This is a genomic window from Aeromonas sp. R7-5, assembly GCF_040908015.1.
Lineage (GTDB): Bacteria > Pseudomonadota > Gammaproteobacteria > Enterobacterales > Aeromonadaceae > Aeromonas > Aeromonas caviae.
Map to the genome: position 1 here is coordinate 242,423 of NZ_JBFOCZ010000006.1, position 22,226 is coordinate 264,648.

General features: G+C 58.6%; 23 protein-coding genes. 19 read left to right on the top strand and 4 right to left on the bottom strand.

All coding sequences use genetic code 11. The annotated features are described in order from the left end of the window. Positions 1-10: 10 nt before the first annotated feature. Positions 11-802: an inner membrane protein YpjD gene (gene ccsA / locus AB5Y53_RS02105; protein WP_039040017.1), complete on the bottom strand. Its 792-nt coding sequence runs from the start codon at positions 800-802 to the stop codon at positions 11-13. Positions 803-1,087: 285 nt separating this feature from the next. On the opposite strand from ccsA, the gene ffh reads away from it, so the two are divergent. From ffh to rplS, 5 genes are all read left to right on the top strand, one after another. Beyond that, positions 1,088-2,467: a signal recognition particle protein gene (gene ffh, locus AB5Y53_RS02110; RefSeq protein WP_010673083.1), complete on the top strand. Its 1,380-nt coding sequence runs from the start codon at positions 1,088-1,090 to the stop codon at positions 2,465-2,467. Positions 2,468-2,646: 179 nt separating this feature from the next. Then, a complete protein-coding gene (gene rpsP, locus AB5Y53_RS02115; RefSeq protein WP_010673084.1) occupies positions 2,647-2,895 on the top strand; it encodes a 30S ribosomal protein S16 in 249 nt (82 codons plus the stop codon). A 24-nt stretch (positions 2,896-2,919) separates the two neighbouring features. Further along, positions 2,920-3,441, top strand: a complete 522-nt coding sequence (gene rimM / locus AB5Y53_RS02120; protein WP_039039979.1) for a ribosome maturation factor RimM — start codon at positions 2,920-2,922, stop codon at positions 3,439-3,441. 34 nt (positions 3,442-3,475) lie between these two features. Further along, complete coding sequence (gene trmD, locus AB5Y53_RS02125; RefSeq protein WP_368181043.1) at positions 3,476-4,225, top strand: tRNA (guanosine(37)-N1)-methyltransferase TrmD; 750 nt, start codon at positions 3,476-3,478, stop codon at positions 4,223-4,225. A 32-nt stretch (positions 4,226-4,257) separates the two neighbouring features. Further along, complete coding sequence (rplS, locus tag AB5Y53_RS02130) at positions 4,258-4,605, top strand: 50S ribosomal protein L19 (protein ID WP_005313505.1); 348 nt, start codon at positions 4,258-4,260, stop codon at positions 4,603-4,605. Positions 4,606-4,707: 102 nt separating this feature from the next. Here rplS and AB5Y53_RS02135 read toward each other — a convergent pair whose 3' ends face one another. Together AB5Y53_RS02135 and mutH are read right to left on the bottom strand one after the other, a co-directional pair. Continuing rightward, complete coding sequence (locus AB5Y53_RS02135; protein ID WP_103260846.1) at positions 4,708-5,037, bottom strand: isoamylase early set domain-containing protein; 330 nt, start codon at positions 5,035-5,037, stop codon at positions 4,708-4,710. A gap of 83 nt (positions 5,038-5,120) precedes the next feature. Further along, positions 5,121-5,795 (bottom strand): DNA mismatch repair endonuclease MutH, encoded by a 675-nt coding sequence (gene mutH, locus AB5Y53_RS02140; RefSeq protein WP_042014896.1) that lies wholly within the window; start codon positions 5,793-5,795, stop codon positions 5,121-5,123. A 731-nt stretch (positions 5,796-6,526) separates the two neighbouring features. On the opposite strand from mutH, the gene rppH reads away from it, so the two are divergent. The 8 genes from rppH to AB5Y53_RS02180 all read left to right on the top strand — a co-directional run bounded on the left by rppH (position 6,527) and on the right by AB5Y53_RS02180 (position 14,172). Beyond that, the gene (gene rppH / locus AB5Y53_RS02145; RefSeq protein ID WP_010673089.1) at positions 6,527-7,054 is read left to right on the top strand and encodes an RNA pyrophosphohydrolase; all 528 of its coding nucleotides are present in this window, start codon (positions 6,527-6,529) and stop codon (positions 7,052-7,054) included. 13 nt (positions 7,055-7,067) lie between these two features. After that, positions 7,068-9,347 carry a phosphoenolpyruvate--protein phosphotransferase gene (gene ptsP / locus AB5Y53_RS02150; protein WP_041214477.1) on the top strand — a complete coding sequence of 760 codons (2,280 nt, stop codon included), beginning with the start codon at positions 7,068-7,070 and terminating at the stop codon, positions 9,345-9,347. Between the two features lie 66 nt (positions 9,348-9,413). Continuing rightward, positions 9,414-10,238: a prolipoprotein diacylglyceryl transferase gene (gene lgt / locus AB5Y53_RS02155; protein ID WP_368181044.1), complete on the top strand. Its 825-nt coding sequence runs from the start codon at positions 9,414-9,416 to the stop codon at positions 10,236-10,238. Further along, entirely contained in the window at positions 10,238-11,032 is a 795-nt protein-coding gene (gene thyA / locus AB5Y53_RS02160) for a thymidylate synthase (protein WP_042014892.1), read from the top strand. Before lgt ends, thyA begins: the two co-directional genes overlap by 1 nt. Before the next feature lie 278 nt (positions 11,033-11,310). Next, positions 11,311-12,501: a Na+/H+ antiporter NhaA gene (nhaA, locus tag AB5Y53_RS02165; RefSeq protein ID WP_049636461.1), complete on the top strand. Its 1,191-nt coding sequence runs from the start codon at positions 11,311-11,313 to the stop codon at positions 12,499-12,501. A gap of 20 nt (positions 12,502-12,521) precedes the next feature. Beyond that, positions 12,522-12,902 carry a hypothetical protein gene (locus AB5Y53_RS02170; RefSeq protein ID WP_368181045.1) on the top strand — a complete coding sequence of 127 codons (381 nt, stop codon included), beginning with the start codon at positions 12,522-12,524 and terminating at the stop codon, positions 12,900-12,902. Then, positions 12,889-13,821, top strand: coding sequence for a transcriptional activator NhaR (nhaR, locus tag AB5Y53_RS02175; protein WP_010673095.1), 933 nt, complete (start codon positions 12,889-12,891; stop codon positions 13,819-13,821). The genes AB5Y53_RS02170 and nhaR overlap by 14 nt, the downstream gene beginning before the upstream one ends. 48 nt (positions 13,822-13,869) lie before the next feature. Then, on the top strand, positions 13,870-14,172 hold the full coding sequence (locus AB5Y53_RS02180; protein WP_043153141.1) for a metalloregulator ArsR/SmtB family transcription factor: 303 nt from the start codon (positions 13,870-13,872) through the stop codon (positions 14,170-14,172). Between the two features lie 48 nt (positions 14,173-14,220). On the opposite strand, the gene rpsT is transcribed toward AB5Y53_RS02180, so the two are convergent. Then, a complete protein-coding gene (gene rpsT, locus AB5Y53_RS02185) occupies positions 14,221-14,484 on the bottom strand; it encodes a 30S ribosomal protein S20 (RefSeq protein WP_005308808.1) in 264 nt (87 codons plus the stop codon). 191 nt (positions 14,485-14,675) lie between these two features. On the opposite strand from rpsT, the gene murJ reads away from it, so the two are divergent. The 6 genes from murJ (at position 14,676) to ispH (ending at position 22,168) form a co-directional block, all read left to right on the top strand. Continuing rightward, positions 14,676-16,238 (top strand): murein biosynthesis integral membrane protein MurJ, encoded by a 1,563-nt coding sequence (murJ, locus tag AB5Y53_RS02190; RefSeq protein WP_048209144.1) that lies wholly within the window; start codon positions 14,676-14,678, stop codon positions 16,236-16,238. Between the two features lie 207 nt (positions 16,239-16,445). Next, on the top strand, positions 16,446-17,420 hold the full coding sequence (ribF, locus tag AB5Y53_RS02195; protein ID WP_042014890.1) for a bifunctional riboflavin kinase/FAD synthetase: 975 nt from the start codon (positions 16,446-16,448) through the stop codon (positions 17,418-17,420). Next, positions 17,420-20,281 carry an isoleucine--tRNA ligase gene (gene ileS / locus AB5Y53_RS02200; RefSeq protein WP_368181046.1) on the top strand — a complete coding sequence of 954 codons (2,862 nt, stop codon included), beginning with the start codon at positions 17,420-17,422 and terminating at the stop codon, positions 20,279-20,281. The genes ribF and ileS overlap by 1 nt, the downstream gene beginning before the upstream one ends. Further along, a complete protein-coding gene (gene lspA / locus AB5Y53_RS02205) occupies positions 20,281-20,784 on the top strand; it encodes a signal peptidase II (protein ID WP_010673100.1) in 504 nt (167 codons plus the stop codon). Before ileS ends, lspA begins: the two co-directional genes overlap by 1 nt. Further along, positions 20,781-21,233: an FKBP-type peptidyl-prolyl cis-trans isomerase gene (fkpB, locus tag AB5Y53_RS02210; RefSeq protein ID WP_041210958.1), complete on the top strand. Its 453-nt coding sequence runs from the start codon at positions 20,781-20,783 to the stop codon at positions 21,231-21,233. Before lspA ends, fkpB begins: the two co-directional genes overlap by 4 nt. After that, positions 21,233-22,168: a 4-hydroxy-3-methylbut-2-enyl diphosphate reductase gene (gene ispH, locus AB5Y53_RS02215; protein WP_039039990.1), complete on the top strand. Its 936-nt coding sequence runs from the start codon at positions 21,233-21,235 to the stop codon at positions 22,166-22,168. The genes fkpB and ispH overlap by 1 nt, the downstream gene beginning before the upstream one ends. Positions 22,169-22,226: the final 58 nt, after the last annotated feature.

Sequence of the window (22,226 nt, forward strand, 5' to 3'; positions counted from 1 at the left end):
TGTTCGTGCGTCAGCTAAGCAGCACTTCCTTGACGAAGCGGCTGCCAAAATAGGCCAATGTCAGGATGAAGCTGCCGATGAGGCTCAGCATGATGACCTTGCGGCCGCGCCAGCCACGGGTATGGTGACCCCAGAGCAGCAGAGCGTAGACGCACCAGGCCAGGATAGAGAGGATGGCCTTGTGGGACTTGCCCTGGGCAAACATGTCTTCTAGGAAGAACAGGCCGGATGCGATGGAGAGGGTCAGCAGCAGCAGACCTGCGGAAATGAGCTGAAACAGGCGTTTCTCTACCGTCATCAGGGGTGGCATGGCTGGCAGGTGGCTGATCTTTCTGGATTTTAGTTGCCTGTCCAGGCAGGCAAGCTGGAGGGCAAACAAGCAGGCGATCATCAGTACCGAATAGGCCATCAGCGCGAGGCCTATGTGCAGCAGTAACTGGGGGTGCGCTTCCAGATGGGTGATGTAGCGCCCGGGAATGAGCGCGCTGGCTGCCAGCAGCAGGGCTGAAAAACTGTAGACGACGGGCAGCAGGATCCAGCCGTTGAAGCGTCGGGTGACGCAGGTCATGAAGCAACTGATGATAAGGCTGACCAGGGACGCCACGTTCAACATGCTGAGATTCTGGCCGGAATGGGTGGCCAGCACTTCGCTGCCCACCGCCATGCCATGGGCGGTCAGGGCCAGGCCGACACAGGCGAACAGCGATACTTGCCCGACGGGCTTGGCGCTGAGCAGCAGGTGCAGTGAGGCGATGATGGCCAGCAGGTAAAACGCCAGGGCCAGAACAGAGATCACGATCATAACCAGGTCGTTGTCAAACAAGCTTTATGGATAAGAGGGGCAGTATACCTTGCACAAGATATGCTCGCCAGTTGTGCCAGAGGCTAACTGCCCACATATAAGTAGGCGTTGATGGTCACCGTGCGGCGAATAATCGTCCTCCGGCGTTGACTGGGGTATACTGCCCTCCATTTGTTGACCTGCCCGTTCGATGGCAGGCCGCCGCGGCAAGCGGCGAGTAATCGTCCCTAGAGTGCTGACCGGGGTATAATGCCCCCAGTGTCACGCCAAGAACCGGAAAGCGTCATGTTTGAGAATTTGACTGAACGACTCTCGCGCACCCTGCGCAATGTCAGCGGCCGCGGCCGCCTGACCGAAGAGAACATCAAGGATACCCTGCGCGAAGTCCGCATGGCGTTGCTCGAGGCGGACGTCGCCCTGCCGGTGGTGCGCGATTTCGTGGCGCGCGTCAAGGAACGTGCCGTGGGCCAGGAAGTGGCCAAATCCCTTAGCCCGGGCCAGGCCTTCATCAAGATAGTCCATGGCGAACTGGTCACCGTGATGGGGGAGGCCAACGAACAGCTCAACCTGGCTGCCCAGCCGCCGGCCATCATCCTGATGGCAGGTCTTCAGGGGGCCGGTAAGACCACTACGGTCGGCAAACTGGCCAAACTGCTCAAGGAGCGCAGCAAGAAAAAGGTGCTGGTGGTCAGTGCGGACGTCTACCGTCCGGCGGCGATCAAGCAGCTTGAGACCCTTGCGGGCGACATCGGTGTCGACTTCTTCCCGAGTGATGCCAGCCAGAAACCGATCGCTATTGCCACTGCCGCCATCGATCAGGCGCGCAAGAAGTTCTATGACGTGGTGATCGTCGATACTGCCGGTCGTCTGCACGTCGATGGCGAAATGATGGCGGAGATCCAGGATCTGCACGCCACCATCAAGCCGGTCGAAACCCTGTTCGTGGTGGATGCCATGACAGGCCAGGATGCTGCCAATACCGCCAAGGCCTTCAACGAAGCGCTGCCGCTCACCGGTGTGATCCTTACCAAGGCAGACGGTGATGCCCGCGGTGGTGCCGCACTGTCGGTTCGCCATATCACCGGCAAGCCGGTCAAGTTCATCGGTATGGGTGAGAAGACTGACGCGCTGGAGCCGTTCCATCCGGATCGTCTCGCCTCCCGCATCCTCGGTATGGGGGATGTGCTCTCTCTCATCGAAGAGGTGGAGCGCAACGTCGATAAAGAGAAGGCGGCCAAGCTGGCAAGCAAGGTCAAGAGTGGCAAGGGCTTCGATCTGGAAGACTTCCGTGAGCAGCTGGCCCAGATGCGCAACATGGGTGGCATGATGGGGATGCTCGACAAGCTGCCTGGCATGTCCGGCCTGCCGGACAACATCAAGGATCAGATGGATGACAAGCTCACCGTGCGGATGGAGGCCATTATCAGCTCCATGACGCCGAAAGAGCGTGCCCATCCCGATCTCATCAAGGGCTCCCGCAAGCGCCGCATCGCTGCGGGCTCCGGCATGCAGGTCCAGGATGTGAACAAGCTGCTCAAGCAGTTCACCGAGATGCAGCGTATGATGAAGAAAATGTCCGGCAAGGGCGGTATGCGCAAGATGATGGGCCAGATGAAGAACATGCTGCCCCCCGGATTCGGTGGTGGCGGTCGCGGTCCGTTCTGATTTTCCTGCTGGTCAGGTAGAAAGGCTCACCCTGGTGAGCCTTTTTCATGCCAATCCCTGCGCAAAAAATAGCTGGCTTGGTTGCAATTATTACGAATCCAAGTAGAATTACGCGGCTTATTTTAAGCTAGGGTCTGCGTATTTGCAGGCCTTGTTCATTAGATGTTTATGAGGACGATATGGTAACCATTCGTTTACAACGTGGTGGCGCGAAAAAGCGTCCGTTCTACCAGGTAGTAGTTGCTGACAGCCGTAACGCCCGTGACGGTCGTTTCATCGAGCGCGTCGGTTTCTTCAACCCGGTTGCTGCTGGTAACGCTGAAAAGCTGAACCTGGACCTGGCTCGTATCGAGCATTGGGTTGCTACTGGTGCCGCTGTTTCTGACCGCGTTGCCAAGCTGATCAAAGACGCTGCCAAAGCTGCTTAATCAGCCAAACGGTAGGGAGTTAAGGTGGAAAAACCTGTAGTTCTGGGCACCCTGGGGACCGTTTACGGGATCAAGGGCTGGCTTAAAGTGAACTCCTTCACCGATGTTGCCGAAGCGATTTTCGATTACAACCCCTGGCTGATCAATCAGAACGGGGCGTGGCGTGAAATCCGGGTGTCATCCTGGAAGCGTCACAACAAGGGTCTGATCTGCAAACTCGATGGTATCGATGTGCGTGAGGATGCCCTGGCATTGACCAACGTCGAGATTGGCGTCCCCGCCGATCTGTTGCCTGCGTTGCCCGAAGGGGAGTTCTACTGGCGTGACCTCATTGGTTGCACCGTGGTAACCACCAAGGGATACGACCTGGGCAAGGTGACCGAATTGATGGAAACCGGCTCCAACGATGTGTTGGTGGTTGAGGCCAATGTAAAAGATGCCTTTGGTGCAAAGGAGCGGTTGATACCGTTCCTGGAAGAGCAGGTGATCAAGAATATTGATCTGACTGCTCGAACAATCGAAGTTGATTGGGATCCTGGTTTCTAGTTTCCCGCGCTAACACGGGTGCCGGAGGTTTCTTATGTGGATTGGGGTGATTAGCCTCTTCCCGGAAATGTTCCGAGCCATTACCGAGCACGGGGTAACGGGTCGGGCCGTCAAGAGTGGCCTGCTGCAGATTGAGTGCTGGAACCCTCGGGACTTCGCCCACGACAAACACCGTACGGTCGATGATCGTCCTTATGGTGGTGGGCCCGGGATGTTGATGATGGTTCAGCCGCTGCGTGATGCCATTCATGCAGCCAAGCAAGCGGCGGGAGACGGGGCGAAAGTCATCTATCTCTCTCCTCAGGGACGCAAGCTGACTCAAGCGGGCGTGACCGAGTTGGCGACGAATCAGAAACTGATTCTGGTCGCCGGTCGATACGAAGGTATCGATGAGCGCGTGATACAAACCGAAGTCGACGAAGAGTGGTCTATCGGGGATTACGTGTTAAGTGGTGGCGAGTTGCCTGCCATGACCCTGATCGATGCGGTTTCGCGTCTGGTCCCGGGGGTCTTGGGCGATCAGGCCAGTGCCGAGCAGGACTCCTTCACGGATGGGCTGCTGGATCATCCCCACTATACTCGGCCGGAGGTGTTGGATGGGCTGACGGTGCCCGAGGCGCTGACAAGCGGCAATCACGAAGTGATTCGGCGCTGGCGACTCAAGCAATCGCTCGGACGAACCTGGCAGAGAAGGCCGGAACTTATTAACAACCTAGCTCTGACTGACGAGCAAGAATCACTTCTTGCCGAGTATGTCCGCGAAGTGCGTGACAGCGTTAAGTAGAGTTTTCAGTTTATCCTAGGTAAGGAAAGACAATGAGCAAGATTATTCAGCAGCTTGAACAAGAGCAACTGCGTACCGACATCCCGGCTTTTGCCCAGGGCGACACCGTACGTGTTCAAGTTCGTGTTAAAGAAGGTGGTAAAGAGCGTCTGCAGGCTTTCGAAGGCATCGTGATTGCCAAGCGTAACCGCGGTCTGCACTCTGCTTTCACCGTTCGCAAGATCTCCAACGGCGAAGGTGTTGAGCGTGTATTCCAGACTCACTCTCCGCTGATCCACAGTGTAGAACTGAAGCGTCGTGGTGATGTTCGCCGCGCCAAACTGTACTACCTGCGCAACCTGTCCGGCAAAGCTGCTCGTATCAAAGAGAAGCTCAACTAATTCGATTCGAATTGGTGTCGGTATGTCGGCGAAAAGCTCGACAGGTAGTGAAAAGGCTCGCCAATGGCGAGCCTTTTTTGTATCCGTGTGCGGGGTATTGGCTCAACTGGGCTGGCTGACCCGCACCACAGAGTTGTCACGCCCGAAGGGGCCAGGCACGTAGTCGTCCGCCTCCCAGTCGTTGTCATAAAGAGTTTCACCATCGGGTTGCACTAGCTGATAGCAATACTCGAAATGGCTGGGGCCATCGGTCGGCAGGTTGAGTGTCGCCTTAAACTCTCCGTTTTTCATCCTCTTCAGTTCAATGGGCTGCCACTGGCTGAATTCACCCAGCAGCAAGACCTGCTCGGCATCACCGGCGGCCTCCTTTTCGACGGCAAAGGTCACCTTGACCTCGGGACGGGATTTGAGGAATTGCTTGTTGATCGGCATATGGACTCCTTGTCACTGGCTGCGAAGAAAGTAGCGCTGGTTATTTTTATATCACTTTATGACAAGGATGTTGATAAACAGGATCAAAGGGGGAGGGCAAAATGGCGCTGCAGGAGTTGATGGGTGAACTCGATCTTGAGGTAGAAGCCCCGTGGTAGCGTCATGATGGGTTGGCCATTGCGGCCGATGGCGCGGGTCAGCGCCTTGCTGTTGGCCGCCTTGGGGCGTAGCTGCAATACCTGGCCGTGGCGCGCGCTGATCTGCTCCACTTCCCCCAGCACTATCATGTCCATCAGCTCTTCCCAGTCCTGGCGCAGCAGTCCTTCTTCCTCTTCATTCGGGCTCCATAGTAGCGGCATGCCGACGCGACGGTCGCCGACAGGGATGTCGCGGCTGCCTTCCACCGGGATCCAGAGCACCCGCGACAGCTTGTTGCGCACGTTCGACTCCTCCCAGCGCTGGCCGCTGACCCCGATGAGGGGGGCCACGCAGACAAAGGTGGTTTCCAGCGGGCGCCCTTGAGGATCGACGGGGATCGTCTTGAGCTCGATACCGAGATCCGGAAAATCCTGCTCGGGACGGCTACCTGCACTGGCCCCTAGCTGCCACTCGATCAACTGCCCTGTCCAGCCCTTGTCACGCCTGAGATCCCGCGGTACGGGGATGCCAGCCGTTGCGGCAAGCTGGGCCAGAGTGAAGCCCGCCATGGCGTAGGCTCGACTGAGCAGCTCTTGTTCTGACTGGGGATTGGCGGGCATGAGGGCTCCTCTGGAGATAATAGACATCGCAATACGGATCCTTGCATGGTATCGCTGATTTTGTAACCGATCCTCGCCCGACTATACACAGGGAGACATGGGTGACAGAATTCAACATATCTAAATGATTTTAAAGGGTTTTACTTTATTTATCCAGTATGTTGGCCCGCCGGATCCCCGCATAAACGAGTTGTCCAAGGGTTTGTGCGAGCTGTTGCACACAGTTATCCACAGAAATCTTGGATAACTGGCGTAAAGTGGTGAAAGGAAGCGTGGCACCAGAAATAAATGTGAGAGTACGCCGATTTTCAGCGCCATTTCGGTGCAGATAATGCGCCATATCTGTGGATAAATCCGTCTTGGTGGATCTTTGAGCAGTCGAACTTGTTCACAATTGACAGGCTGGATCCTCTTAGGCAAAAGACATGGATCTTGATCCAGCAATCAAACTATAACCTTATGTATTTAAATGTATATTTTGTTTTTAAGTGAATCGTTTATGATATGCTTCCGTGCAATGCCACAGTATAAAACTACTGTATATACCTGCTTGATCACAGGTTTATGCACAGTCTGGGTGGGCAACTTGCCTAGCATGAACCTTCAATTTGTTTATAACTTTGCTTGAAATGCCAAGTTATTCATGAATGGAAGATGACAGTCCCTGTTTGCCGCCACGGGGTGAATGTGGAACAATCTCGTTATAGATTCAGCCTTTATAAGGTGATCACGTGATAGATGGTGACGGATTTCGTCCCAATGTCGGCATCGTGATCTGTAACCGTGACGGACAAGTATTGTGGGCTAAGCGCTATGGGCAGCACTCCTGGCAGTTTCCGCAGGGGGGGGTTGATGATGGTGAATCGCCGGAACAGGCCATGTATCGTGAGCTGTATGAGGAGATAGGCCTCAAGCAGGACGATGTGACCATACTGGCGACCAGTCGCAACTGGCTGAAGTATCGCTTACCCAAACGACTCGTCCGCTGGGACAGTTCACCGGTCTGTATTGGCCAGAAGCAGAAATGGTTTTTGTTGCAGCTCGATCCTGGCAAAGAGTCCAGGATCCAGTTTGGCTGTCATGGTCACCCGGAATTTGATGATTGGCGTTGGGTCAGCTTCTGGTACCCGGTTCGTCAGGTCGTCTCCTTCAAGCGGGAGGTTTACCGCCGGGTGATGAAGGAGTTTGCCCCGCTGGCCATGCCAGTCCCCGTGGTGCAGGCTAACCGAAAAGATGGGCGGCGCAACCGCTCGCGTTAAGGAGCACAACTAGTTGCTGACGGAACTCAGACGCATCGTGGAAAGCATGGCCGAGGCCAACACCCTCGAACAGGCCTTGCAAGCATTGGTGAGCCAGACCCGGCTCGCCATGACGGTGGACTGCTGCTCCGTCTATGTGGCCGAGCCGGACATGCGCCGCTATCGACTGGCTGCGACCGATGGTCTGGCCGAATCGGCCGTGGGCAAGGCCACCCTGCCGTTCGAGCAGGGTATCGTCGGCCTGGTGGGTCAGCGTGAAGAGCTGATCAACCTTGCCGATGCCCCCTCTCACCCCAGTTTCAAGTTCCTGCCCGATGTGGCGGAAGAGGCGTTTCGCTCCTTCCTCGGCGCTCCCATCATGCATCAGCGTCAGGTGGTGGGGATTCTGGTCGTGCAGCAGAAGGAGAGCCGCCTCTTCGATGAGGGGGAGGAGTCCTTCATGGTCACCCTGGCGGCTCAGCTGGCTGCCCGCATCGCCCAGGCCCAGGCCAAGGGGTGGCTGCAGAAGACCGACTGGAGCAAGCCGCTGCGCGGGATTGCCGGGGCGAGTGGCATCGCCATCGCCAAGGCCTGGGTGTGGCGTCCGCGCAAGGCGCTCAATACCATCACGCCGCGCAAGGACGAGGATCATGCCAAGCAGCTTGCCCGTCTCGAGCTGGCGGTGGAGGAAGTGCGCCACGATCTGGAGAGCCTGGCACTGCGTTTTCGCGAGAGCTACAGCCAGGACTCGGTCGCCATCTTCGACATCTATCTGCACCTGTTGAACGATCCCGGCTACATCAAGCCCATCCGCAACAAGGTCAGCAAGGAACACTGGACGGCGATCTCGGCGGTCAAACTCATCAGCGATCGGCTGATAGAGCAGTTCAAGGGGATGAAAGATCCCTATCTGCGGGAGCGCTCCACCGATGTGAAAGACATCGCCCAGCGGCTCATCAGCCGGCTGGTGCAGGACGAACCCGAGCAGCTCACCATCGGCGAACCCGTGGTGCTGGTCGCCGATGAAGTAACGGCCACCATCCTTGCGGAGATCCCGAGGGAATTTCTGAGCGGTGTGGTGTCGCTCAAGGGCGGGACAAACTCCCATGCCGCCATCCTGGCCCGTGCCATGGGGGTGGCGGCCATCATGGGGGTGGATCTGCCCCTCGGTGACATCGGCGGGCGTACTCTGGTCATCGATGGCTACAGCGGCGATCTCTTCATCGAACCCAACCAGGTGATCCTGACCGAGTACCGTCAACTGCTGAGTGAGGAGCGGGCACTCGACACCCTGGTGCGCAGCGTCGACAACCAGCCCTCCGAGACCGCGGACGGCACCAAGGTCTCCCTGCTGCTCAACGCAGGGCTGAGTGCGGATACCGAGATTTCCCTCAATCATCTTGCGGATGGGGTGGGGCTCTATCGCACCGAGATCCCCTTCATGCTGCAGGACAGCTTCCCTTCGGAGTGGGAGCAGACTGCCCGCTATCGCGGGATCCTGGAAACCTATCGGGATCGCCCGGTTTGCATGCGAACTCTGGACGTGGGGGGGGACAAGCAACTGCCCTATTTCCCCATAGTGGAGGAAAATCCCTTCCTTGGTTGGCGGGGGATCCGGCTCACCCTGGATCACCCCGAACTCTTCCTGGTGCAGCTCAAGGCCATGTTGCGGGCCAGCGAAGGGCTGGACAATCTGGCCATCATGCTGCCGATGATCAGCAGCGTCAGTGAAATCAAGGCCTCCCGTCGTCTGCTGGATCAGGCGTGGCGCGAGGTGTCGGAAGAAGCGGCCAGCCGCGATGCGGTGATCCGCTACCCCAGTCTCGGGGTGATGATCGAAGTCCCCTCCGCGCTGTACATCCTGCCGGAGATGGCGCCGCTCATCGACTTCTGGTCGGTGGGCAGCAACGACCTGACCCAGTACCTGCTGGCGGTGGATCGCAACAATGCCCGTGTCGCCAGCATCTACGATGCCTTCCATCCCGCGGTGATCCGCGCTTTGCAACTGCTGGTCGATGCCTCCCGGCGCTATCACAAGCCGGTCTCTGTCTGTGGCGAGCTGGCTGGCGATCCGGTCGGGGTGCTGCTGCTGCTGGCCATGGGCTATCGTCGTTTCAGCATGAATACCCACAACATCTCCCGTATCAAATACGTGCTGCGGCAATCCGACCTTGGCGAGTTGAAGGCGCTGATGGCGGATGGTCTCAAGCATGACAATCCTCACGTGCTGCGGGGCCTGTTTGCCCGCTATCTGGAAGAGCACGGTCTGGGCGGATTGCTGCGGGCTGGGCACAAGGTCAGGCTGCCCGATTGATATTCCACCTTGTTACTGCGTAAGAATGATCGGAGAATGCGGCTTTTCTTATGATTGGGGCCGCCTATGCAGCACGACGGATATTGGGTTTTCTCGCAGATTGATCCTGTAGCATTCAGTTTGGGACCATTATCGGTACGCTGGTATGGTCTCATGTACCTGTTCGGTTTTGCCTTCGCCATGTGGCTGGCAGGTCGCCGTGCCGATGCACCCAACAGCGGCTGGACCCGCAACGAGGTCTCGGATCTGCTGTTCTACGGCTTCCTCGGGGTGATCCTGGGTGGCCGTATCGGCTATGTGCTGTTCTATAACTTCGATCTCTTCCTCGCAGACCCGACCTATCTGTTCAAGATATGGACCGGTGGCATGTCGTTCCACGGTGGCCTCATCGGGGTGATCACCGCCATGATCTGGTTTGCCCACAAAACCCAGCGCCACTTCTTCACCGTGGCGGATTTCGTGGCGCCGCTGATTCCGTTTGGCCTCGGCGTCGGCCGCATCGGCAACTTCATGAACGGCGAGTTGTGGGGTCGGGTGACCGATGTCCCCTGGGCCATCATCTTCCCCGAGGCGGGCCCCGAGCCACGTCACCCGTCCCAGCTCTATCAGTTCGCGCTGGAAGGGGTGGTGCTCTTCATCATCCTGAACCTGTTCTGGCGCAAACACCCGCCCCGTGGCGCCATCTCCGGCATGTTCCTGCTGTTCTACGGTCTGTTCCGCTTCCTGGTGGAGTTTGTTCGTCAGCCTGACAGCCAGCTGGGTCTCTACTTCAACGAGATCAGCATGGGCCAGATCCTCTCTACCCCGATGATAGTGGCGGGTGCGCTCATGGTCTGGGCCGCCTACAAGCAGCCCCGCCTGTTCGGCAATGAACCCAAGGAGGCGAAGTAATGCGTGCCTATCTCGACCTGATGCAGAAAATTCTGGATGAAGGGACCGTCAAATCCGATCGCACCGGGACCGGGACTGTCTCCCTGTTCGGTCATCAGATGCGCTTCAATCTGGCGGAAGGTTTCCCGCTGGTGACCACCAAGAAGTGCCACCTACGCTCCATCATTCATGAGCTGCTCTGGTTCCTCAATGGCGATACCAACACCGCCTATCTGAAAGAGCACGGTGTCAGCATCTGGGACGAGTGGGCCGACGAGCACGGTGATCTGGGGCCTGTCTATGGTGCCCAGTGGCGCTCCTGGCCGGCGGCCGATGGGTCTGTCATCGACCAGATCCAGAAGGCGGTGGACGACATCCAGCACAACCCGGATTCCCGCCGCATCATCGTCTCCGCCTGGAACGTGGGCGAGCTGGACAAAATGGCGTTGGCACCCTGCCACGCCTTCTTCCAGTTCTATGTGGCGGATGGCAAGCTCTCCTGCCAGCTCTACCAGCGCAGTTGTGATGTTTTCCTTGGCCTGCCGTTCAACATTGCCAGCTATGCGCTGCTGACCCACATGATGGCGCAGCAGTGCGATCTGGAAGTGGGTGACTTTGTCTGGACCGGTGGCGATGTGCACCTCTATTCCAACCACATGGAGCAGACGGCACTGCAACTCACCCGCGAGCCGCGCCCCCTGCCGCAACTGGTGATCAAGCGCAAACCTGACTCCATCTTCGATTACAGATTCGAGGATTTCGAGATCCAGGGCTATGATCCCCATCCTGGGATCAAGGCGCCTGTCGCTATTTGAGTAAGTAATGAGCCTGGGGCGAGTCCCGCCTCTCAGGTGACGATGAATTGACACTCAGCTGTTAGAGGCGCCTGCGGGCGCCTTTTGCATTTTATGTGAATTTATATGCGATGTTCCGGGTGGAGAGAAGGCTCTTGAAAGAGGGTAGTAACCGGCTTATAGCAGGCATTATCTGTTTTGCTTTCGGTTTTTTCGTTGTTATCGGCCGTTAGAAACGATTTTTCATTGAGCTACTCGGGCCCTAGACTGAAAAAATGGAATCTTATGGGTAGTTAGATATGAGCGATGTATTCAAGCGTTTTCTCAAACTGGAGTCCGCTTCCGGGATCATTCTGATCCTGGCCGCCCTGCTTGCCATCGGCCTGGCCAATTCGGCACTGGCGCAACACTATCAGAGCTTCCTCAATACCGAGGTGCAGGTTCGCATCGCGGCGCTCGACATCAACAAGCCGCTGCTGCTCTGGATCAACGATGGCTTCATGGCGATCTTCTTCCTTCTGGTGGGTCTCGAGGTGAAGCGAGAGATGCTGGAGGGGGCGCTTTCCTCCCGGGTGCAGGCAACCTTCCCGGCCATTGCCGCCGTGGGTGGGATGTTGGCACCGGCCCTCATCTATAGCTTCTTCAACTACGGAGACGAGGCTACCCGTGCTGGCTGGGCGATTCCGGCCGCAACCGACATCGCCTTCGCTCTCGGGGTCATGGCGCTGCTGGGCAAGCGGGTACCGACCAGCCTCAAGGTCTTCTTGCTGGCGCTGGCCATCATGGACGATCTGGGGGTCATCATCATCATTGCCCTCTTCTACACCCAGCAACTGTCGCTGACTGCGCTGGCGATAGGTGTGGTGGCCACCCTGACCTTGCTCTGGATGAATCGCCGTGGTGAGGACAGGATTGGACTCTATATGCTAGTCGGCCTGGTGCTCTGGGTTGCCGTGCTCAAGTCCGGTGTCCATGCGACCCTGGCGGGGGTCATCGTGGGCTTCATGATCCCCCTCAACGGCAAGCGTTACGCATCGCCACTCAAGCATCTGGAGCATGTGCTGCACCCCTGGAGCGCCTTCCTGATCCTGCCGCTGTTCGCTTTCGCCAACGCCGGGGTATCGCTGGAGGGGGTCTACTTCTCGGCTCTGCTCAATCCGCTCCCCATGGGGATCATCCTGGGGCTCTTCGTCGGCAAGCCGCTCGGGATTTTCACCATCAGCTGGCTGGCAGTGAAATCAGGCATTGCCCAATTGCCGCAAGGAGTGAACTTCAGACAGATCTTTGCCGTCAGCATCCTGTGTGGCATCGGCTTCACCATGTCGATGTTTATCGCATCGCTGGCATTCGAGCATGGCGGACTGGACTACGGCAGCTACTCGCGCCTCGGGATCCTGGCAGGTTCCACACTCGCGGCCGTGATCGGTTACATCGCTCTGCGGATATCGCTGCCCAATCGGGAGGCGAATCAAAGTACGGAGGGGTTATGAGAAAACTAGGATGGTTAGTCATGCTGGCAAGCCCTGCACTCTGGGCAGATAGTCTGGCCGATTGTCAGCAGGATGCCACCTCGGCAAGTTGTTCTGCCTATCTCAACGGGGTGGTCGACAGCGCACTCATGCTGGGGGACTCACAGGTAAAAGCCCGGTTCGGAGAGACCTTCGCCGAACGGGCGCTGAGCAGTCGTGCCGGCGAGCGAGTCAAGCTGTCCAACAAGCGCTACTGCACCGAGCGAATGCCGGATGCCGATCGTCTCAAGGCCCATCTGCAGGCACAGTTCGACGCGAACAAGGTTGACTCGATCAGCGACATGTATGACATTCTGGCGGTTGAACTCAGCTGCTACCGGAGCCCGCCTGGCGCGGGAACCCCATCGGATGTCACACCTTAACTACAACCATCTCTACTATTTTTGGATGACTCAGAAGAAGGGCTCCGTCACGCAGGCGGCGGAAGCCCTCTTTTTGACTCCGCAGACCGTGACCGGTCAGATCAAGCTGCTCGAACAGCGTCTTGGCGGCAAGTTGCTGATCAGAAAGGGACGCTCCCTTGAGGCCACCGAGCTTGGCCAACTGGTGTTTCGCTATGCGGACAAGATGTTCAGCCTCTCCTACGAGATGCTGGATATCGTCAACTACCGCAAGGAGAGCCAGATCCTGTTCGATGTGGGCATCGCCGACGCTCTCTCCAAGCGTCTCGCCAGCCGGGTACTGCTCTCCGTGATCCCCAATGACGGTTCCATTCACCTGCGCTGCTTCGAGTCGACCCATGAACTGCTCCTGGAGCAGTTAAGCGAGCACAAGCTCGACATGATCCTCTCTGATTGCCCGGTGGACTCCAGCCAGCATGCCGGGTTGCTGTCCAAGCGTCTGGGGGGATGTGGCGTCAGTTTCTTCTGCAAGGCGCCTTTGCCCTCCCAGCCTTTCCCTGCTTGCCTGGAAGAGCGCAAGCTGCTCATCCCGGGCCGCCGTACCGCCATGGGTCGTCAACTGACCCAGTGGTTCGAGCAGCAGGGGATTTCCCCCAGTATTCTGGGAGAATTCGATGATGCGGCGCTGATGAAGGCGTTCGGCTTCTTCAACCAGGGCATCTTCATGGCTCCGACCATCTATCGGGAAGAGATCCTGGAGGGGGAGGAGGTGATGCTGCTAGGTGAAACCCAGGATCTGATGGAGGAGTATTACGTCATCTTTGCCGAGCGGATGATCCAACATCCTGCGGTCAAGCGAGTATGCGAGAGTGATTTCTCCTTCCTCTTTGCGGGGCAGGAGGATTTCACGGCCATTCAGCCAGCAAGCCTCTCGTTTTAAATCGACGGTGACGGCGCTATGATGCCTGTCTTGGAAGAGGAGGGTGAGATGCAATTGGAAGAAATGGAAGCGAATGCCGGGCGTGCCGTCACCCTGCTCAAGGCATTGGCCAATGAACGGCGGCTGTTTATCTTGTGCCAGTTGCTTGATAGGGAGCTGTCGGTCGGCGAGCTGAACGAGGTATTGGGATTGAGCCAGTCAGCCATGTCGCAGCATCTGGCGGTGTTGCGCCGGGATGAGCTGGTGGCGACGAGGAAGGAAGCCCAGACGGTCTATTATTCCCTGCGCAGCCATGAGGTGCGTGAGATGATCGGATTGTTGCACAAACTGTACTGTAGCGATCCCAAATAAAAAACCGGCACTAGGCCGGTTTTTTCAGCTTTCATCAGCGGATGCTGATTAAGCCATGGCTTTGATCTGGGCAGACAGGCGGCTCTTGTGACGAGCAGCTTTGTTCTTGTGGATCAGGCCTTTGGTCGCCATACGATCCATGATCGGCTGAGCAACAGCGAAAGCGGCAGTGGCAGCAGCCTTGTCACCAGAGGCGATGGCAGCGATCACTTTCTTCAGGTAGGTACGGGTCATGGAACGACGGCTGGCGTTGTGCTGACGACGTTTCTCTGACTGAAGAGCACGCTTCTTAGCAGATTTGATGTTAGCCAAGGTAAAACTCCTAAAACTGTCTTAGCGAGTGTATTGAAAAGGCCCGGAAATATGCCTTCCCAACCACATATTGTCAAATGATTTGTGCAAATAAACACCGCCCCCCGGTGGTGTGTCAGATGGGAGACGGTTAAACTGTCGGCCGATTCTAACAGCATTCTTTTCTTTCCGACAGTTCCAGAGGCCTCGTCTTGAGTAAGAAATTGATCAAATCCGGCATGATAGTGTCCGGAATGACGCTGGCATCCCGTGTGATGGGCTTGGTGCGCGATGTGGTCATCGCCAATTTGCTCGGTGCCGGGGTGGCCGCAGACGTCTTCTTCTTCGCCAATCGCATTCCCAACTTCTTGCGCCGGCTCTTTGCCGAAGGGGCATTCAACCAGGCCTTCGTGCCCGTGATGACGGAGTACAAGAAAAATGGTGACGAGCAGGCGGTTCGCGAGTTGCTGGCGGCGGTGGCGGGCACCCTGGGTGGCATCGTCACCGTGGTCACCTTGCTCGGGGTGCTGGGTTCCGGTGTCCTGACGGCCCTCTTTGGCTGGGGCTGGTTCTGGGACTGGCTGCATGGCGGACCGGCGGCGGAGAAGTTCGAGCTGGCCAGTCTGATGCTCAAGATCACCTTCCCCTATCTCTGGTTCATTACCTTCACCGCCATGGCGGGGGCCATTCTCAATACCTTTGGCCGTTTTGCCGTGTCCTCCTTCACGCCGGTGTTCCTCAACATCACCATGATTGCGGCGGCCTGGTGGATCGCGCCCTTGATGGAACGCCCCGAAATCTCCCTGGCGATCGGTGTCTTCCTCGGCGGTCTGGTCCAGTTTTTGTTCCAGTATCCTTTTCTGCGCCAGCTCAACATGCTGGTCTGGCCCAAGTGGGGTTGGCACCATCCCGGGGTGGTGAAGATCCGTACCCTGATGATCCCGGCCCTGTTCGGCGTGTCGGTCAGCCAGATCAACCTGCTGATCAACACCATGCTGGCCTCGTTTCTGGCCACCGGTGCCATCAGCTATCTCTACTACTCTGACAGGTTGCTGGAGTTTCCCCTTGGCCTCTTTGCGGTGGCCATCAGCACGGTGATCCTGCCTGCCCTAGCCAGAAAACACGTGGATGCGGATCCGGCGGATTTCTCTCGCACCATGGATTGGGGGGTGCGCATGGTGATGCTGCTCGGCTTGCCAGCCATGGTCGGTATCGCCGTGCTGCGCGAGCCCATACTGCGGGTGCTTTTCATGCGCGGTGAGTTCGGTCTGCACGAGGTGAGCATGTCCAGTGCCAGCCTGCTGGCCTCCACCACGGGGCTGCTCTCCTTGATGCTCATCAAGGTGCTGGCCCCCGGTTATTACGCCCGCCAGGACACTAGGACGCCGGTGCGTATCGGCATCATGGCCATGGTTGCCAACATGGTGTGCAACCTCATCTTCATCTATCCGCTCGGCTACGTGGGGCTGGCTCTCGCCACCGCCTGTTCCGGCACCCTGAACGCCGCACTGCTGTTCAAGGGGCTCTATCAGCAGGATGTTTATCGCCCTTCCCGCAACACCGGGCTGTTCTGCCTCAAGCTCTTGGCGGCAACGGTCTTGATGGGGGGGCTTCTGGCCTATTTGTCACCGGATCTCGCCCAATGGGGGGCCTGGAGCATGGGCAAGGCCAGCCTGGAGTTGACCCTGCTGCTCTGCCTGGGCGGAGCGCTGTATGGCATTGTCCTCTTGGCATTGGGGATCCGGCCACGGCATCTGAGAGCCGGTCAGCAATAAGGAGCCAGCTGCAAGGGAGGGGACAGTACAGGGTCGATGGGGGCGGTCTCAGGGGCTGTCGGGTTGGCCCGCCAACGAGGTGCGATGCTCCTGGCCGAGTCCGAGAAGTGGGCGGGATGGCTAAATCGGCTCAACGGCAGGGCTGACCCTGCCTGCTGCCTGATATATAATCCGCCGATTTCCATGGCAGCAACGCACAAGGCACTGATGGAGCTTATTCGCGGCATTCACAATATCAAGCCCCGTCACCGGGGCTGTGTATTGACCATAGGCAACTTCGATGGGGTTCATCAGGGGCACCACGCGGTGTTGGCCCGCTTGCAGGAGAAGGCAGCCCAACTTGGCCTGCCCGCCTGCGTCATGTTGTTCGAACCCCAGCCGCTGGAGCTGTTTGCGGGCAGTGCCGCGCCCGCCCGCCTCAGCCGCTGGCGGGAGAAGTACGAAGCCCTCAAGGGAATGCAGATCGATCGCATGCTCTGCGTGCGTTTCACCCATCGTTTTGCCGAGCAGGCGGCCTGCACCTTCATCGAGCAACTGCTGGTGGAGAAACTCGGCGTGCACTATCTGGTGGTCGGCGACGATTTTCGCTTCGGCAAGGGGCGGGAAGGGGACTTCCACCTGCTGGAGGAGGCCGGTCGGCGCTTCGGGTTCGAGGTGATCAGCACCCAGAGTTTCCAGCTTTCCCGCCAGCGGGTCAGCAGCACCCTGGTGCGCGAGGCCCTCAAAGCGGGTCGCATGGCGGAGGTGGAATTGATGCTCGGTCGCCCCTATGCCATCAGCGGCCGGGTGGCCCATGGCGACAAGCTGGGGCGCACCATAGGTTTTCCCACCGCGAATCTGGCCCTCAAACGCCAGGTTGTCCCGGTCGGTGGCGTGTTTGCGGTGGAAGTGATATGTTCCGGCAAGACTTTCCCCGGTGTCGCCAATGTGGGTGTACGTCCGACCTTGAGCGGTACACAAGCCAGATTGGAAGTACATCTATTTGATTTTTCTGGTGATCTATATGGTCAGCAGGTCAAGGTGCTGCTTCGCCACAAGCTGCGCGAAGAGCAGAAATTTGACTCTTTCACCGCCTTGAAAGAGCAGATCGAACGAGATGCCCTGGCGGCCCGAGCCTGGTTCGGGCTGCCACAATTTCATTTACCCAGCACTCTTTTAGAAAAGAAGGGAACCCAGGACTGATGAGCGACTATAAACACACCCTGAATCTGCCGGAAACCGAGTTTCCGATGCGTGGCGATCTGGCCAAACGCGAACCCAACATGTTGAAACGTTGGTACGATCAGGATCTTTACGGCGCCATTCGCCGCGCCAAAGCGGGTAAGCCTTCTTTCATTCTGCACGATGGCCCCCCCTATGCGAACGGCAGCATTCACATCGGTCACTCGGTCAACAAGATCCTCAAAGACATCATCATCAAGTCCAAGGGCCTCTCTGGCTTCGATTCCCCCTATGTGCCGGGCTGGGATTGCCACGGTCTGCCCATCGAGCTGAAAGTGGAAGGCATGGTCGGCAAGCCGGGCGAGAAGGTTTCCGCCGCCGAGTTCCGAGCCGAGTGCCGCAAATACGCCAAAACCCAGATCGAAGCGCAGAAGACCGACTTCATCCGTCTGGGCGTGCTGGGTGACTGGGAACACCCCTACCTGACCATGGATTTTGGCACCGAAGCCAACATCATCCGCTCCATGGCCAAGATCGTTGAAAACGGCCACCTGCACAAAGGCTCCAAGCCGGTGCACTGGTGTACCGATTGCGGCTCCGCGCTGGCTGAAGCGGAAGTGGAGTACTACGACAAGAACTCCCCCTCCATCGACGTGCGCTTCAAGGCCGTCGACGAGGCTGCCGTTGCCGCCAAGTTTGATTGCGCCGAAGGCCACACCGGCAAGGGCGCGCTCTCTGCCGTGATCTGGACGACCACCCCGTGGACCCTGCCGGCCAACCGCGCCATCGCCATGCATGCCGATCTGGACTACGCACTGGTGCAGGTAGAGGGCGACAATCCCGAGCGCCTGATCCTGGCTGCCGAGCTGGTGAAGGACGTGATGGATCGCGCCGGCATCGAGCATTTCCACAACCTGGGCTATGCCAAGGGTGCCGCACTCGAGCTGCTGCGCTTCAACCACCCCTTCTACAGCTTCGACGTACCTGTGGTGCTGGGTGACCACGTCACTCTGGACGCCGGTACTGGCGCGGTACACACCGCCCCTGGTCACGGTCAGGAAGACTTCGTGGTCGGTCAGAAGTACGGTCTGGAAGTGGCCAACCCGGTTGGCAGCAACGGCGTCTATCTGCCGGATACCGAACTGTTTGCCGGCCAGCACGTGTTCAAGGCCAATGCGGCCGTGGTCGAGGTGCTGACCGAGCGCGGCGCCCTGCTGCATCACAAGGTATTCAACCACTCCTACCCGCATTGCTGGCGTCACAAGACCCCGATCATCTTCCGTGCCACCCCCCAGTGGTTCATCAGCATGGAGCAGAAGGGTCTGCGCAAGCGTGCTCTGGAAGAGATCGAGCGTATCGAGACTCAGGGCATTGCCGAACACGGCCAGAGCGGCTGGGTCCCGGCCTGGGGTAAGAATCGCATCCAGGCGATGGTCGAGAACCGTCCCGACTGGTGTATCTCCCGTCAGCGTACCTGGGGCGTGCCCATCTCCCTGTTCGTTCACAAGGAGACTCAGGCACTGCATCCGGAATCCGTGCGCCTGATGGAAGAGGTGGCCAAGCGGGTCGAGCAGTCCGGCATCCAGGCCTGGTGGGATCTGGACAAGGCCGAGCTGCTGGGCGCCGATGCCGACAACTACGAGAAAGTGCCTGACACTCTCGACGTCTGGTTTGACTCCGGTTCTACCCATGCCTCCGTGGTCGATGCCCGTCCCGAGTTCAACGGCAAGCCGGCCGACATGTATCTGGAAGGTTCTGACCAGCACCGTGGCTGGTTCATGTCCTCCCTGATGATCGGTGTCGCCATGAAGGACAAGGCCCCCTACAACCAGGTGCTGACTCACGGCTTCACCGTGGATGGTCAGGGCCGCAAGATGTCCAAGTCCATCGGCAACGTGGTAAGCCCGCAGGACGTGATGAACAAGCTGGGTGCCGACATCCTGCGTCTGTGGGTAGCGAGCACTGACTACACCGGCGAGATGACCGTCTCCGACGAGATCCTCAAGCGCTCCGCCGACGCCTATCGTCGTATTCGCAACACCGCCCGTTTCCTGCTGGCCAACCTGAACGGCTTCAATCCGGCGACCGACATGGTGGCGCCTGCCGACATGGTGGTGGTGGATCGCTGGGCCGTGGGCCGTGCCAAAGCGGTACAGGCCGAGATCGTTGCCGCGTTCGATGAGTACAACTTCCACGGCGTGACCCAGAAGCTGATGCAGTTCTGCTCCATCGAGATGGGGTCCTTCTACCTGGACGTCATCAAGGATCGTCAGTACACCGCCAAGGCTGACAGCCTGGCCCGTCGCTCCTGCCAGACCGCCCTCTATCACATCGCCGAGGCCATGGTGCGCTGGATGGCGCCCATCATGAGCTTCACCGCCGACGAGATCTGGGCCCTGCTGCCGGGCGAGCGCGGCGAGTTCGTGTTCACCGAGGAGTGGTACGACGGCCTGTTCGGGCTGGAAGCGGGCGAAGTGCTGAACGACGAGTTCTGGGCCGAGATCCTCACCGTGCGCGGTGAAGTGAACAAGGCGCTGGAAGTGGCCCGTGGCGAGAAGCGCATCGGTGGTTCTCTGCAGGCCGAGCTGACCCTGTTCGCCAAGCCGGAGCTGGCCGCGCGTCTGAACGCCCTGGCCGATGAGCTGCGCTTCGTGCTGCTCACCTCCAAGGCCAAGGTAGTCAGCGTCGATGCTGCACCGGCAGAGGCAGTGGCGACCGAGCGCGATGACCTGTGGCTCTGCGTGGCCCAGTCTGCCGCCGCCAAGTGCGACCGCTGCTGGCACCATGTGGAAGACGTGGGCACCATTGCGGGCCATGAAGAGATCTGTGGCCGCTGCGTCACCAACGTCGAGGGTGACGGCGAAACGCGTCAATTTGCCTGATGAACATGACTCAACATAAAAGCGGCCTGCGTTGGCTGTGGCTGGCGGTGCTGGCCTTCGTACTGGACCAGGCGAGCAAGCTCGCCGTGGTCAAGCTGCTGCCGTTTGGCTACCCGGGGGTGGAGATCACTCCCTTCTTCAACCTGGTCCACGTCTACAACAAGGGGGCGGCTTTCAGCTTCCTGGCAGATCAGGGAGGCTGGCAGCGCTGGTTCTTCGCTGTGCTGGCGTTCGCCATCTGTGGCCTGCTGATCCACTGGCTGCGCAAGCAGTCGGTCACCCAGCGCTGGAGCGGTATCGCCTACAGCCTGATCATCGGCGGTGCGCTCGGCAACGTGTTTGACCGGCTGGTGCTGGGCCATGTGGTCGACTTCCTCGACTTTTACTGGCAGCGCGCCCACTGGCCGGCGTTCAATCTGGCTGACAGCTTCATCTTCATCGGTGCCGCCATGATCGTGCTGGACGGCTTCCGTGGCGAGAAAAAACAGGACGCGACCTCATGAGCCAGCTAATTGCTGCGGACAGCAGCGTGCTGTTCCATTTCTCTATCAAACTGGAAGATGGCTCGGTGGCGGACAGCACGGCGCTGCACGGCAAGCCTGCCCGTCTGCGGATGGGAGACGGCAGCCTGACGCCGAGCTTCGAGCAATGCCTGCTGGGGCTGCGCGAAGGGGAGAGTAAGAGCTTTACCCTGGCGCCGGAAGAGGCGTTCGGCCTCTCCAATCCCGACAATATCTACCATCTCGATCGCGCCAAGTTCGGTAACGAAGTTGAGCCCAAGGTGGGTACCATCATTCTGTTCGACCAGCCCAACGGCAGCGAACTGCCCGGGATCATCCGGGCGGTGGAAGGGATGTCGGTCACGGTCGATTTCAACCACCCCCTGGCCGGTCACACCGTCACCTTCGAGGTGGAGATCCTGGGGGTTGATGACGAGGAGAAGGTGCACTGATGGATATTCTGCTGGCTAACCCCCGTGGCTTCTGTGCCGGTGTCGACCGGGCCATCAGCATCGTCGAGAGCGCGCTGGAGAAGTTCGGTGCCCCCATCTATGTCCGCCATGAGGTGGTGCACAACCGCTACGTGGTGAACAAGCTCAAGGAGGCGGGCGCCGTCTTTGTGGAGGAGCTGGATGAGGTGCCGGATGACAGCATCGTCATCTTCTCTGCCCACGGTGTCGCCAAGGTCGTGCGCGAGATGGCCAAATCCCGCGCCCTCAAGGTGTTCGATGCCACCTGTCCGCTGGTGACCAAGGTGCACATGGAGGTCCATCGCGCCAGTCGCAAGGGCTCCGAAGCCGTGCTCATCGGCCATGCCGGCCACCCCGAGGTGATCGGCACCATGGGACAGTACGAGAACAGTGAGGGGGGCATGTATCTGGTGGAGACGCCGGAAGATGTGGCCAAACTCAAAGTGAAGAACCCGGACGATCTCTGTTTCGTCACCCAGACCACCCTGAGCGTGGACGAGACCTCGGATGTCATCGATGCCTTGCGTGCGCACTTCCCCAAGATCCAGGGGCCGCGCAAGGATGACATCTGCTATGCCACCCAGAACCGCCAGGATGCCGTGCGGGAGATGGCCGGGCTGGTGGACGCCATGCTGGTGGTGGGGTCGCGCAACTCTTCCAACTCCAACCGTCTGCGGGAGCTGGCCGAGAAGGTGGGTGCCAAGGCCTACCTCATCGACGATGCCTCCATGATTGAGCCGCAATGGCTGGACGGGGTTGCCCGTATCGGTGTCACGGCGGGTGCGTCAGCCCCCGATGTGCTTGTTCAGAATGTCATTGCCCGTCTGCGCGAGCTGGGAGGCAAGATAGTGACCGAGCATCCTGGCCGGGAAGAGAATGTGGTGTTTGAAGTGCCGCCCGAGCTTAGAATTATTTGAATGTGGCCAGGATGGCCTGAGAATAAAGAGTTATGTTCCTGATGCCGGATTTGTCGTT